General features: G+C 68.3%; 12 protein-coding genes. 7 read left to right on the top strand and 5 right to left on the bottom strand.

The genetic code is table 11. The features are described from left to right. Nucleotides 1–19 precede the first annotated feature (19 nt). Both AB0J95_RS11535 and AB0J95_RS11530 read left to right on the top strand, forming a co-directional pair. On the top strand, nt 20–454 hold the full coding sequence (locus AB0J95_RS11535) for a helix-turn-helix transcriptional regulator (protein WP_364755807.1): 435 nt from the start codon (nt 20–22) through the stop codon (nt 452–454). A 37-nt stretch (nt 455–491) separates the two neighbouring features. After that, nucleotides 492–1,001 carry a VOC family protein gene (locus tag AB0J95_RS11530; RefSeq protein ID WP_364755805.1) on the top strand — a complete coding sequence of 170 codons (510 nt, stop codon included), beginning with the start codon at nt 492–494 and terminating at the stop codon, nt 999–1,001. Here AB0J95_RS11530 and AB0J95_RS11525 read toward each other — a convergent pair. Further along, nucleotides 965–1,393, bottom strand: coding sequence for a DoxX family protein (locus tag AB0J95_RS11525; RefSeq protein ID WP_364755803.1), 429 nt, complete (start codon nt 1,391–1,393; stop codon nt 965–967). The two genes, AB0J95_RS11530 and AB0J95_RS11525, sit on opposite strands and share 37 nt — an antisense overlap. 155 nt (nt 1,394–1,548) lie before the next feature. Here AB0J95_RS11525 and AB0J95_RS11520 point away from each other — a divergent pair, with 155 nt between their 5' ends. Next, complete coding sequence (locus AB0J95_RS11520) at nt 1,549–2,913, top strand: hypothetical protein (RefSeq protein ID WP_364755801.1); 1,365 nt, start codon at nt 1,549–1,551, stop codon at nt 2,911–2,913. A 57-nt stretch (nt 2,914–2,970) separates the two neighbouring features. Further along, complete coding sequence (locus AB0J95_RS11515) at nt 2,971–3,753, top strand: methyltransferase domain-containing protein (RefSeq protein WP_364755799.1); 783 nt, start codon at nt 2,971–2,973, stop codon at nt 3,751–3,753. Here the strand turns inward: AB0J95_RS11515 and AB0J95_RS11510 are convergent. Beyond that, nucleotides 3,750–4,127, bottom strand: a complete 378-nt coding sequence (locus AB0J95_RS11510; RefSeq protein WP_364755797.1) for a VOC family protein — start codon at nt 4,125–4,127, stop codon at nt 3,750–3,752. The two genes, AB0J95_RS11515 and AB0J95_RS11510, sit on opposite strands and share 4 nt — an antisense overlap. A gap of 193 nt (nt 4,128–4,320) precedes the next feature. Between AB0J95_RS11510 and AB0J95_RS11505 the strand changes: the two genes are divergently transcribed. After that, the gene (locus AB0J95_RS11505; protein ID WP_364755795.1) at nt 4,321–5,307 is read left to right on the top strand and encodes a sigma-70 family RNA polymerase sigma factor; all 987 of its coding nucleotides are present in this window, start codon (nt 4,321–4,323) and stop codon (nt 5,305–5,307) included. 326 nt (nt 5,308–5,633) lie between these two features. On the opposite strand, the gene AB0J95_RS11500 is transcribed toward AB0J95_RS11505, so the two are convergent. The 3 genes from AB0J95_RS11500 to AB0J95_RS11490 are packed head-to-tail and all read right to left on the bottom strand — an operon-like array spanning nt 5,634 to nt 9,846. Further along, a complete protein-coding gene (locus tag AB0J95_RS11500) occupies nt 5,634–8,513 on the bottom strand; it encodes an AAA family ATPase (protein WP_364755793.1) in 2,880 nt (959 codons plus the stop codon). A 45-nt stretch (nt 8,514–8,558) separates the two neighbouring features. Beyond that, nucleotides 8,559–8,690 (bottom strand): hypothetical protein, encoded by a 132-nt coding sequence (locus tag AB0J95_RS11495; protein WP_364755791.1) that lies wholly within the window; start codon nt 8,688–8,690, stop codon nt 8,559–8,561. Nucleotides 8,691–8,733: 43 nt separating this feature from the next. After that, the gene (locus tag AB0J95_RS11490) at nt 8,734–9,846 is read right to left on the bottom strand and encodes a glycosyltransferase (RefSeq protein ID WP_364755789.1); all 1,113 of its coding nucleotides are present in this window, start codon (nt 9,844–9,846) and stop codon (nt 8,734–8,736) included. Nucleotides 9,847–9,949: 103 nt separating this feature from the next. Here AB0J95_RS11490 and AB0J95_RS11485 point away from each other — a divergent pair, with 103 nt between their 5' ends. Further along, nucleotides 9,950–12,238 carry a PQQ-dependent sugar dehydrogenase gene (locus AB0J95_RS11485; protein ID WP_364755787.1) on the top strand — a complete coding sequence of 763 codons (2,289 nt, stop codon included), beginning with the start codon at nt 9,950–9,952 and terminating at the stop codon, nt 12,236–12,238. A gap of 162 nt (nt 12,239–12,400) precedes the next feature. After that, entirely contained in the window at nt 12,401–13,249 is an 849-nt protein-coding gene (locus AB0J95_RS11480; protein ID WP_364755784.1) for a chitosanase, read from the top strand. Nucleotides 13,250–13,271: the final 22 nt, after the last annotated feature.

Below are 13,271 nucleotides of genomic sequence, written 5' to 3'. Positions count from 1 at the left end.
TCCGGTTCATACTGGCGTCATGACTTCCCTGCCGCCGGCCCGTCACCTGGTGCGTGCCAAGGACCTGGCGGACGGCCGCTACTTCGAGAACCTGACGGTCGCCGACCTGGCCAAGGCCGCGGGCCTGTCCCGGGCGCACTTCAGCCAGGAGTTCCGGCGCGCCTTCGGGGAGTCGCCGCACGCGTACCTGCTCACCCGCCGCCTGGAGCGCGCCGCCGCGTTGCTGCGCACCACGGACCGCTCGGTGGCCGACATCTGCATCGCCGTCGGCCTGCAGAGCATCGGGTCGTTCACCACCAGCTTCACCCGGACGTTCGGGATGTCGCCGACCACCTACCGGGCCAAGTTCCCGCCCGCGTCCGTTTACGCCCGTGTGCCCCGTTGTGTCCTGCGGTTCTACGGCCGCCCGCAACACCGGACGTTTCGAGAAGACGGCGGCGAGCCCCAGGGATAGCGTGTGCGGCGACGGATGAGTCCACTGAGGAGAAACCATGCCGTACAAGCTTTCCACCGTTCAGCTGTGGGTGTTCGACCAGGACGAGGCGCTGAAGTTCTACACCGAGAAGCTCGGCATGGAGGTGCGCCAGGACGTCACCATGGCCGAGCTGGGCGGGTTCCGCTGGCTCACCGTCGGCCCGGTCGGCCAGCCGGACATCGCCATCACGCTGATGGCCCTGCCGGGTGAGCCGATCATGGACGACAAGACCGCCGGCCAGGTGCGTGACCTGACCGCGAAGGGCTTCACCGGCACGGTGTTCCTGACCACCGACGACTGCCAGGCGTCCTATGAGGAGCTCAGCGCGCGCGGGTCGAGTTCATCGACAAGCCGTTCAAGCAGCCGTACGGGATCGACTCGTCGTTCCGCGACCCGTTCGGCAACCACTTCCGCCTCGCGCAGGTCTTCGACCTGGGCTGAACACACGGAAATGGGGTGCGCCGCGAGCGCACCCCGTTTCCCGTGGTCTCACTTGCGGCGGCGCAGCACGGTCGCCACCGTGTAGGAACCCGGGCCCAGCACGGCGATCAGCAGGAAGATCCAGCTGTAGAGCGCGGCGGGCTCGCCCATGTTCTGCAACGGCAGCAGGGCCAGCTGCTGGTGCACGGTGAAGTACGCGTAGGCCATCACGCCGGAGCACACCACGGCGGCGGGCCGGGTGTGGATGCCAAGCAGCACAAAGGCTCCGCCCACGAGCTCGAGCACGCTGGCGTACCAGCCCGGCCACATCCCGAACGACACGGCCGTTCCGGCGCCGTCGATGCCGCCGAACATGCCGAAGCCCTGCAGGGCGTGGCAGACGAACAGGAACGACACCACGACCCGGAAGGCCGATACGGTGGCGCCGGAGACGGCGGTCTTGCTGACGGTGTTGGGGCGCAGGGTCGAGGTGGTCATCTCACTGTCCTCTCTGGACGCTTCAAGGTCGCTTACACCTAAGCGTCGAACCCGCCCGCGCCGGATCGACATCCTTTCCAAGATTTTTCGGCCGGCTTGATATGTGACCGTTTGGTCACCTATCCTCGGTCGCACCCGATCGAGAGGACATGTCCATGCGACGCATGCTGGGAACCCTGTTTCTCGTGCTGTTGGCCCTGGTAGGGCTCGTTTCGCCGGCTGTGGCGGGCGGCAGGCGCGGCTACACCGGCGAGATCGGGGGTGCGAAGTACCGGGTCGAAGTGCCCGACCACTGGAACGGCACGGTGGTGGTGTACAGCCATCCGTACTACGTCGAGGGCATGCCCACCGCCATCGGCCTGGCCAACCGGCCGGAGACCGAGGAGTGGCTGTTGGACCACGGGTACGCGCTGGCCGGGTCGGACTTCAACCCGCGCACCGGGTTCGTCATCGAGCAGGCGGTGCGCGACCAGGGCGCCCTGCTGGACTGGTTCGGCCGGACCGTCGGGCGGCCGCGGGACGTCGTGGCGACCGGATCGTCGCTGGGCGCCGCGGTGTCGTTGAAGCTGGCCGAGCGCTACCCCGGCAGGATCACCGGTGTGGCGCCGTTGTGCGGCCCGCTGGACCTGAACGGCACGTTCAACATGGCGCTCGACGTCACGTTCGCGCTGCGCACGTTGCTGGCCCCAGGTCAGGACATCGGCCTTGTGCACCCGCGCAACCCCGCCCACAGCGTTGAGCTGCTGCAACAGGCCGTGAACACCGCCATGACGACCAAGGAAGGCCGGGCGCGGCTCGCGCTGGCCGCCTCGTTCGCCAACACCCCGGGCTGGGATCGTGCGCTGGCGCCCAAGCCCGCCGATCTCGCTGGTCAGCTGGCCCAGCAGGTCGAGATCACGAGCGGCTTCTGGGTGCAGACCTTCGGCCCGGGCGGACGGCCCGACCTGGAGGCGCACGCGGGCGGCAACCCGTCCTGGAACGTGGGTGTCGACTATGGCCGCCAGCTGGCCAAGTCGTCCCAGCGGGACCTGGTCGAGGCCGCCTACCGCGACGCGGGCATCAGCCCCGACGCCGACCTGGCCAAGCTCGCCGCCGCGCCCCGGATCGCCCCGGACCCGGCCGCGGTGGGCTGGATGTACCGCAACGCCGTGATCACCGGGACCCAGCGCGCACCCGTGATCACCTTGCACAACATCGCCGACGCCGCCGACCCGGCCAACGAGCGCTGGCTGGCCGACCTGATGCGTGGCCGTTCCTCTGACCTGCGCCAGGTCTGGGCAGGCCGTGCCACGCACTGCGCGTTCACCGCGTCCGAGGAGATCGTGACCTTGCAGGCGCTGTTCACGAAGATGCGCACCGGTCGCTGGCCGAACACCCCCCCGGCCGCGATGACCGCCGCCGCCAAGCGGCTTCCCGCGCGGTACCAACTCGTCTACGACTACCCGACGAACACCAACGCGCAGGTCACACCGTCGCTCGTGCCGTTCACACCCGGCGTGCCGCTGCGGCCGTCCCGCTAGTCCTGCACTCAATTGGGGGTACAGCCGGTCGGTCCAGCCACATTAGGCTGACCGGCTGTGACCAGCACGGAACAAGGCAGGCGCAAGTACGACGAGCTCGCCGACCGCTACGAGGAAGTCTTCCCGTACGTCGCTGACGTCGGCAAGCAGTTGGTCGCGTTCGCAGGGCCACCGCCAGGTTCGCGTGTGCTGGACGTTGGTGCCGGTAGGGGAGCGGTGGCGCGGGCCGCGCTTGCGCTGGGCTGCAAGGTGACCGCGACGGACGCGTCCGCCGGCATGGTCGAGCGGCTGACCGCGGACTTCCCGGAGATCTCGGCGTACCAACGGGATGCGGGCTCGCTGGACTTCCCGGATGGGTCGTTCGACTTGGTCACCGCGGGGTTCGTGGTTCAGGTTTTGCCCGATCCGGACGTCGCCTTGGCGGAGGCTCGCCGGGTGCTCGCGCCGGGCGGGATGATCGCGCTGTCGCTGGAGAAGCAGTCCGTGGGGCGGCTGTTGTGGTTGTACCAGCTGGCTTCCGAGTTCTTCGGGGTGCCGGTGCCCAGCGAGGACGATGAACAGACCGGGGCGCTGACCGCTCGCAAGCTCGATGTCCTGCTGGCGGACGCCGGGTTCACGGATCTGGAGACGTCGCCGGTCGCCATGCCGGTGCCGATGGAGGACGCTTCGGCGCTGTGGAACTGGCTGGCGCCAAGGGGTCTGGGTGACGCCGTGGGACGGCTGCCCGCGGACCGCCGTTCGGCGTTCGAGTCGCGGTTCCTGGCCGGCGCGGAGCGGATGGGCGCGGAGGGCGGCATCGTGCTGGACTTCCGAGCCACCCTCCACAAAGGACTGCGTTAGGCCGCGGCCTCCCAGAGGCCCATCAGGTTGCCCTCGGTGTCCTTGAAGTACGCGGCGAAGCCGAAGTCGCCGACCGCGCGCTTGCCGGACACCGTGCTGCCACCCAGCTTCTCGATCTTGGCCAGCGCCTCGTCCAGGTTGGGCACGTCAACCACGATCACCGGGCTGCTGGCGCCCGCCGGATCGCGGTTGAGCAGGCCGCCGTTGATGAACCCGGCCTCGGCCGGGGCGGCCTGGCCGGTGGTCGGCCCGGACGCGGCCATCGTGTAGCCGGGCAGGTCGAGGAGTTTCCAGCCGAACGCCTCCGCGTAGAACTCGTTGGCGCGCTTCTCGTCGTCGAACGGGATCTCGAAGTGCACTACGCGTCCGCTCATCGCTCCACTTCCGGTGTGTTGGGGTGTCGTCGAGTGACGTCGTGGACGTTAGACCGGATGGCGCAACGACACCAGGCACACACCTGGACGCCCACCGGCCCCTCGAAGCGGTTTTAGGGGGTCTGACCTGCGGTGACATGGTTTTGTCGGTGGTTGGGTCTAGAGTCGGGCGGGTCTGGGGAAAGGAGCAACCATGACCACCGCGCAGGCCTCGGAAAGCTTCCTGGAGCAGGCGGATCCCTACCGCCGGGAGCTGCTCGCGCACTGCTACCGCATGCTGGGTTCGGTGCACGACGCCGAGGACCTCGTGCAGGAGACGTACATCCGGGCGTGGCGGTCGTACGACAAGTTCGAGAAGCGGTCGTCGCTGCGCACCTGGCTGTACCGGATCGCCACCAACGTGTGCCTCACCGCGTTGGACGGCCGCGACCGCAGACCGCTCCCGGCCGGCCTCGGCAACCCCGACGCCGACCCCAGGGACCCCCTCGACGAACGCCCCGAAGTGCTGTGGCTGGAGCCCATCCCCGACGCGATGGCGGGTTTTGACGAGTCCACCGCCGACCCCGCCACCCTCGTCGCGTCCAAGGAGAGCCTCCGCCTCGCCCTGGTCGCCGCCCTCCAGCACCTCCCACCCAGACAGCGGGCCGTGCTGGTCCTCCGCGACGTGCTGAGGTGGAAGGCCGCCGAGGTCGCCGAACTCCTGGAGACCTCGACCGCGGCGGTGAACAGCATCCTCCAACGCGCCCGTGCCCAACTGAACGAGATCCACCCCACCGAGGAGACCGTCGAGGAGCCAACCGCCGCCGACCAACGGGAACTGCTCGACAAGTACGTCTCCGCCTTCGAGGCCAAGGACGTCCAGGCCATCGTCAGCCTCTTCACCCAGGACGCCGTCTTCGACATGCCGCCCTACGCCGTCTGGTACCGCGGCCCCGAGAACATCGCCCACCACCTCACCCACACCTGCCCCGTCGGTCCCGGCGAGATGCGCCTGATCCCCACCACCGCCAACGGCGGCCAACCCGCCTTCGGCACCTACTGGCGCCACCCCCAAGACGGCATCTACCACCCCTTCAACCTCGTGGTCCTCACCCTCACAAAAGCAGGCATAACCCACTCCACCTCCTTCTTCGACCACACCCTCTTCGCCAAATTCGGCCTCCCCACCGACCCCTCCTAACCCCGACCCCGCCCCCGATCTCGCGGAACGACAGGGGAGGGGCATCGCTGATCAGGAAGCCGCCCACGCACCGGGCGGCGCCTCCATCAGCACGGCCGGGCGCAGATCATCGCGGCGCCAGGCTTCCCTTGTCGCGGCGGCTGACTTCCCTTGTCGCGGCGCCCGGTGGGCTGGGTTCGGGGTGGTTGGCGAGATCTGTCGCGGCACCCGGCGCGACGATCTCAACCGCACTCGCGGTATCCCCAAGCTCATCGCGGCGCCCACTAACACAAGCGCGGCGCCTAGCAAGCCCAATCGCGGCGCCAAGCAGGCTCGAACACCCCGAACTAAGCAAGCAGACCGCGATCGTGAGCAATAGAAACGACCTCGGTCCGGTTCGCCGCCCCCAACTTCGCCATGACCCGCGACAAATGCACACTCGCGGTCTTCTGACTGATGTACAACCGATCCCCAACCTGCCGGTTGGTCAGCCCCCGCGCCACCAACTCCAGCACCGCCAACTCACGGGGTGTCAACACGTCGTCCGAAGGCGCAGCCACCCCAGGCAGAGAAACTCGAGCCCGCCGAGCCAAACCAACCAGAGCATCCCGCAACGGAACAGCCCCCAAAGAAGCCGCCCGCGAGTACGCGATCTCCAACTGCTCCGCCCCCTCCTCCCGCGAACCCGCAGCCAGCAACGAACCCGCCCACCGCCATCGAGCCAAAGTGGACGGATACCCGAACCCCTCAGCAGTGGCCACGGCCTCGGCCCACAACGCGGGCGAGTCAACGCCCCGCAGCCGCGAAACCTCAGCGGCCACCCGAGCCCGATGCATCGCCAGCATGGGTGTTGTCTGCTGGTAGACGAGTTCGCCCACGTGAGTCCGTGGGGTGTGGTCGGCCATCCGCGCCAGCAAGGCCTCGCCCTCCGCGACCAACGGCGCCCGCGGTGAACCCGCCGAGGCGAGGTCGGCGAGCGCGGAAATCCCCGTCGCCGCAGCCATGGCGGCGTCGGTGAGTGAGGGCCGGGAGAGGGACTCCAGATGCCCGAACACCCGCTCGACGTGGTCGACGGCCTCGCGGTACCGGCCTTGCCACTGTGCCGCTTCGGCCATGGCGAACCCGCCGACGGCGTGCGCGAGACCGTCGGTGGTCAACCGCTCCAGCTCGGCGGCCAGCGCTTCGACCTGCGCGAACTCGCCCTGTGCGGCGAGGATGTGCATGGCGGGCGACATGATCCGGGCGGTGACCATGGGTGGGGCGCCGGCGGTGTCCACCGACTCCAGGGCGGCGGCCCACTCGCCCATGAGGTACCGGATGTGGACGACTTCCATCCCCGCGTCGACCGCTGCCGCGCCCCACGGCATGCCGACCTCGGCCGCACGTTTGCGAACGAACTCGACCAGCCGCAGCGCCTCGTCCAGCCGTCCGGCCAGCAGCAGGCTGATCGAGGTGTTCTTGCGCGCCCGCAGTTCCACGTCGTAGGCCCCGATCGACGCGGCTCGCTCGGCGGCCAGCCTGCCCACCTGGATGGCCTCGTCCACGTGGTTGGTCCACTCGGCGAACACTGCCAGCGTCACCAGGGCGTCCACCTCGACGGCGGCCGCGCCCACCTGTTTGGCGATGGTGATGGCCTCCTCGGTGTACGCCCGCAGTTCGTCGACGGACACGTCGACCGCCCAGTCCCACACCCATTGCCGGGCCAGCAGAGCGAGCACTTTGGCCTTGGTCGCGCTCGGCGGTCGCGCCCGCACCAGGTCCCAGGCCGCCTCGACGATCGACTGGGTGGCCATGGTGCGGTGTTCCCACGGCATCGACACCGCGACCAACTGGACCCGCGCCTCGGCTGCCTGCTCGGGATCGCCGATGGCATCGGACAGGTCCACCACGGTCTGCGCGTACTTGACGGCCCGCTCGGTCTCCCCGGTCGCCGCGGCCGCGGAAGCCGCGTTGCGGAACAGCTCCAGCTCGTCCACCGACTCCGAACCCACCGCGCCCAACAACTCCAGCGCCTGCTCCAGGTGACGCAACAACTCCCCAGGCGCCCCCATGTCCGCGGCGACCCGGGCCGCGCGAATAGAGGCGTCCAACGCCCGAGGCAGGTCGTGCGCCCGCAAACTGTGGTACGCGAGCAAAGCCTGAGAGGTGACGATGGAAGCGTAGCCCGCGTGCAGCCGAACCCGTTCCCCCGGCAGCAGATCCCCGTACACGGCCTCACGCAGCAAGGCATGCCGGAACGTGTACCCGCCGTCCGAGGTCACCAGAACGTTGAGCTGCACCGCCTCCCGGAGCGCCTCCTCCAGCACCTCCGAAGACAACGAAGACACCGCGGCCAGACTGGAATGCGTCACAGTCGTCGAAGCCACGGACGCCGCCCGCACCACGGCCCGGGCAGCGGCGCTCAGCCGTTCCACCCGCGCCAGCAACAACTCCGCCAGTCCACTTGGGACACCCGCGCCATCGCCATAGACAGCGGTCAGTTCCTCGCAGAAGAACGCGTTCCCCTCGGACCGCTCGGCGATCTTGCGAACTGTCGAGGCAGGCAGCGAACCGTCGGACAGAGCGGAGACGAACTCGACCGCATCCGAAGGCGAGAACGGTGAGAGCTGGATCTGGTCCACAGTGGGCAGCCGACTCAGCTCACCCAGCAAGGGCCGCAACGGATGCCGCCGGTGCAGGTCATCCGTCCGGTAGGTGCACACGATCAGCAGGCGCTGGTTGCGCAGCCTGGACATCAGGAACAGGATCAGGTCCCGCGTCGAGGCGTCCGCCCAGTGCAGGTCCTCCAACGCCAGCAGCACACACCCCGTGGCCGCCAGGTCCGAGAACAACCCGTGCACGGAGTCGAACAGCCGCAGCTGTTCCATGGCCTGGTCCTCCGAGGGACCCGCGACCGAGCCAAGGCCCGGAACCAGCCGGTTGAGCACCGGCCGGTTCCGGGCCACGTCCCGCTGGGCTTCACCGAGCTGGCCGAGTGCCTCGACGAAAGGCAGGTAAGGCAGCCCCGCCTCGTCCACGTCGAGACACCGCCCGGTGAACACGGTCACGCCGGTAGATCTGGCCGTCGTGACCAGCTCAGCGAGAAGCCTGGACTTCCCCACGCCCGCGTCGCCCGCCAGTAAGACCGCCCCGGCCTGCCCGGAATCCGCCGCGGCCAGCGCTGATCGCAGCGCGTCCAGTTCGGCACCACGGCCGACCAGCGCGATCCCAGACCCAATCCGAGGCACACCGCATGGTGGCATACGCACAGCTACGGGGCCGTTCATTTTCGGTCACTGCTTCTTCTGCCACCAGCGGCGCCTGCGCTTGATGACCGACCGCGCCTCGCGGTCGGCCGCCGCCCGGCGGCGTTCGCCGGCCTGCAGGTGGTGGATGAGTTCGAGTTGGATCTCCGGTGTCCCCATGCCACCAGGTTCGGCGTAAGACCCCCGCCCCCGCATTGGGCAACTAGGCAGGAACGAGGCCCTCCAGCAGTCCCACCACGTAAGACACCCCAGGTTGGGCGGCCATCTCGGCCCTAAGGCCTGCCGCGACGAGCGTGTAAGACGGGTCGGTAAGGACCTCGGCGGCCGCGTCCCGGATGGTGGCCGGGGTGAGGCTGACCGGGTCGAGCACCAGGCCCAGCCCGAGGACCGCGGCCCGCGCGCCGTTCATCAGCTGGTCGGCGCCCATCGGGATGAGCACCGACGGCAACCCATGAGCCAACGCCCCGGTCAGGCTCCCGGAACCGCCGTGCGACACGACCAGGCGGCACTCCGGCAGCACGGACGCCTGCGGCACGAACCGTTCGATCCGCACATGCGACGGCTGTGGCCCGAACTCGGCCGGGTCGACCAGCTCTCCCACGGTCATCACCAGCGGCACGTCCAGTTCGCGCAACCCGGTGAGCACGCGCTGGAACAGGTCGCCGGACTCGGTGTTGAAGATCGTCCCCAGGGTGAAGTAGATGGCCTCGCCGTCCGCCTCGACCGGGTCCTGCGAGCGGAAAGTGCGCGCGGTCACCGGAAGCGGGTACGCCGGGTCGCGAAAGCCGGGCGGGAACGGCGAAAGTACGAGGTGCCGGCCGGGCATCGCCATCGACGGGTCCGCGGGCAGGCCGAACGACGCGCGCACGTCGTCCAGCGCGCAGGCCACCACCGACGCCCGGACGAACCCGCCGGACGCGGTCACGAGCACCGAGGCGTGCGGGACACCGAGCCGTTCGGCCGCGATCATCGCCCCGAAGTCAACCTCATCGCACACCACCAGATCCGGCCGCCAGGTCTCGGCCAGCGCGAGGATGTCCTTGCCGCGCAGGGAGGCCGCGCGCCGCGCGAACCCTTCCCGCAGGTCGAGGTCCTCCTTCACCGGATCCGGTGCCAGCAACGGCAGCCGGGACCCGTCGCTGCCGTAGTCGGGGCCGATCGCCACCGCCTCGAAGCCGGCCGCCTGAACAGCGGGAACCATGCTTTGCTGACAGGCGAACAAGATCGTGTGGCCGGCCGCCGCGCATGCACCGGCCACCGGGACGAGCGGCGTGAAATGTCCCCTACCTCCGACAAAACCGAACAGCATGCGCATGCCGACAACTGTAGGGTCTTGTTTACTCACCCACCGCTGGGTAGCGTCGGCCCGCGTAGTAGTAAGCGCTTACCATGCCGACGATGTTCATGGTGGGGTGTCGATGCTCAGACGTTCACTCGCGATAGTTACTGTTTCCCTTGTCGTATCGGGGCTTCCGGTGTCCCAGGCGGCCGCGGCCAGTGTTCCGCTGACCGACCCGATTCCGGAGAAACCGGTTTCATCCGGCCTCGCGCTCACGCTGGACGAGCTCGTGCAGATGCCGAAGTCGGACACGAATCCCCCGACGACCGACGCGCGATTACGGCGGTACGCGCGGATCAACTACTTCGGCCAGGTCCCGGACGGCTCCGGCCGGATGTACGTCCCCGACCTCAACGGAAAGCTCTACCTGGTCAAGAACAACACGCCCATCCCGTACCTGGACGTCGGCGCGGTGGCGGGTGCCGACTTCCTCAACAACCGCGGTCTCGGCAGCGGCTTCGGGTTCGTGGCGTTCCATCCCGACTTCAAGACCAACGGCAAGTTCTACACAACGCACACCGAGGCCGGCAACGCGCTGAACAAGCCGGCCGACTGGGCCCAGCCGGGCACGATCCTGCAGAGCGTGATCACCGAGTGGACCGCGACCGACCCGGGCGCGGACACCTTCAGCGGCACGCACCGCGAGCTGATGCGGCTGGGCTTCGCCGGCACCGTGCACGCGGTCCAGCAGATCTCCTTCAACCCCACCGCGATCCGGTCGGACCCGGACTTCGGCCAGCTGTACCTCGCGGTGGGCGACGGCGGCCGTGGTGTGTCCACTTCGGACCCGCAGAACCTGTCGATCCCGTTCGGCAAGCTGGTCCGGATCGATCCACTGGGCACCAACAGCGCGAACGGCAAGTACGGCATCCCGTCGAACAACCCGTTCGTGGGCAGGCCGGGCGCGCTGGGCGAGATCTTCTCGTACGGCTACCGGGATCCGCATCGATTCAGCTGGGACTCGGCGACGAAACGGCTCTACGTCGGCGTGATCGGTGAGCACGCGATCGAGAGCATCTACGACGTCAAGGCCGGCGACAACAACGGCTGGGGTGAGCGGGAAGGCCCGTTCGTGTTCAACCGGTCCGACCGGTGCCACCTGTACACGTTGCCGGACAACGACGCGGACTTCGGGTACTCCTACCCCGTCGCGGCCTACGACCACGACCCGCCGCCCGGCCTGTCCTGCACCGCGGACAGCGGCCACGCCATCATCGGCGGGTTCGCCTACCACGGCCGGTCCATCCCGGGCCTGCAGGGCAAGTACATCTTCGGCGACGGCGTGGACGGCAAGCTGTTCTACACCGAGACCGCCGAGATGCGCCGGGTGAGCAACGGTCAGCGGGCGCCGATCAAGACCCTGTCCATCCTGGACAAATCCGGCAAGGTGCTCACCATGCAGGACCTGGCCGGGGACAAGCGGACCGACATCCGGTTCGGCACCAACGACGCCGGTGACCTGTTCATCCTGTCCAAGGCCAACGGCAAGATCTGGAAGGTCACCGGGGTCACCCAGCGGCCGGACGTGCTGCCGTCGCTGAACGCGAACATGGTGGCGCACTACGACTTCGACCACCCGGCCCTGGACAACGCCGCCGTGGAGCGGGATCTGGGCTCGTCCGGGACGCCGATTCAGCTGGTCAACGGCGGTGCGGCCATGCGCGTGCCGGACGGTTCGCGGATGGCGCTGCAGACCATGCAGATCAACCCCGCGACGGCCGGGAACGACGACTGGAAGGCCGGTACGTATGCCACGCCGGGCATGCCCTCGCTGACCGCGTTCAACCACGTCCAGCAGGCCACGATCATGGCCTGGGTCAAGGTGACCGGCGAGGCACCGGCCCGCAACTCCGGTTCGGCCAACCCGGACGACTTCTACGGCGCCATCGGGCTGGCCGGGCTGCTCAGCGGGGACTCCGACGGGCACGCGGTGCGGGCGTTGCTGGAACTGATCAAGGTCGACGACGTGATGAAGGTGGTCGCACTGGGCCGCCGGGTCGACGGCAGCGCGTCGCAGACGTTCGCGGCCACAGAGGACTGGCACACCATCCTGCCTGCCAATGAATGGGTGTTCCTCACCGCGACCTTCGACTACAACACCGGCGCGATGGCACTGTACAAGAACGGTCAAGCCCTGCCGGGTTCCTATGTGGTACAGGGAGATCCATGGGGAGTTCTGACCGGTAACGGTCCCTATTTCTCCTCGGCGACCGACCCGCGCGGGATCAAGATCGGCGGCAGTTTCCCGCAGAACACCAGGGAAGGCAATGCCTGCAACTGCCGGTTCGACAGCCTGATGTTCCTGGACCGCGCCGTGCGGCCGTGGGAGGTCGCGCAGCAGTACGCGCTGTCCCGGCGCGGTAGATGATCATCTCTAATTGGTAAGAGTCTTGACGAATGGGGCCGTGACGCTGTTGACTCGGTGTCACGGCCCCCTTACCCCTGTCCATGTGGGGCCCGCTTCGCTGCGAGCGTATCTGCCGCCACCGCTCGGCGGAGCGAACATCCTGCCCTGCAAGGAGGATTCTCGGTGAAACTCCCGTCCCGGTGGCACATCAGCGCCCTGGCAGTGACTTCCGCGGCCAGCCTGGCCCTCGGGGTCACAACCGTGAATGCGTCGCCCGCATTCGACGCGCCGGTGGCCGTGGACTCGGCCGCCGCGATCGCCGCGGTCAACCTCGACGACCCGGCCAAGAAGGAGATCGCGATGAAGATCGTGTCCAGCGCGGAGAACTCCTCGCTGGACTGGCGCGCGCAGTTCAAGTACATCGAGGACATCGGTGACGGCCGCGGCTACACCGCGGGCATCATCGGGTTCTGCTCCGGCACCCACGACATGCTCGAGCTGGTGCAGGAGTACACCAAGCGCAAGCCGGACAACATCCTGGCCAAGTACCTGCCCGCGCTCAAGAAGGTCGACGGCTCCGACTCGCACGCGGGCCTGGACCCGAACTACCCGAAGGACTGGAAGACCGCGGCCAAGGACAAGGTGTTCCAGGACTCTCAGGAGTTCGAGCGCGACCGGGTGTACTTCAACCCGGCCGTGAGCCAGGGCAAGTCGGACGGCGTGCGCGCCCTTGGCCAGTTCATCTACTACGACGCCATCGTCATGCACGGTGACGGCAACGACTCGACCAGCTTCCGCAACATCCGCAAGCGGGCGCTGAGCAAGGCCAAGCCGCCGTCACAGGGTGGCAACGAGACGACGTGGCTCAACGCGTTCCTCGACGCCCGCGTGTGGGCGATGAAGCAGGAAGAGGCCCACTCGGACACCAGCCGCGTGGACACCGCCCAGCGCGTCTTCCTGAAGAACGGCAACTTCGACCTCAACACCCCGTTGAAGTGGAAGGTCTACGGCGACTCGTACACCATCAACTGACCTCACCCCCTCGTGAGTGGTT

Source organism: Actinocrispum sp. NPDC049592 (assembly GCF_040675465.1).
In the GTDB taxonomy this organism is placed as follows: Bacteria; Actinomycetota; Actinomycetes; order Mycobacteriales; family Pseudonocardiaceae; genus Kibdelosporangium.
This window is presented reverse-complemented; position numbering and strand designations above follow the sequence as displayed.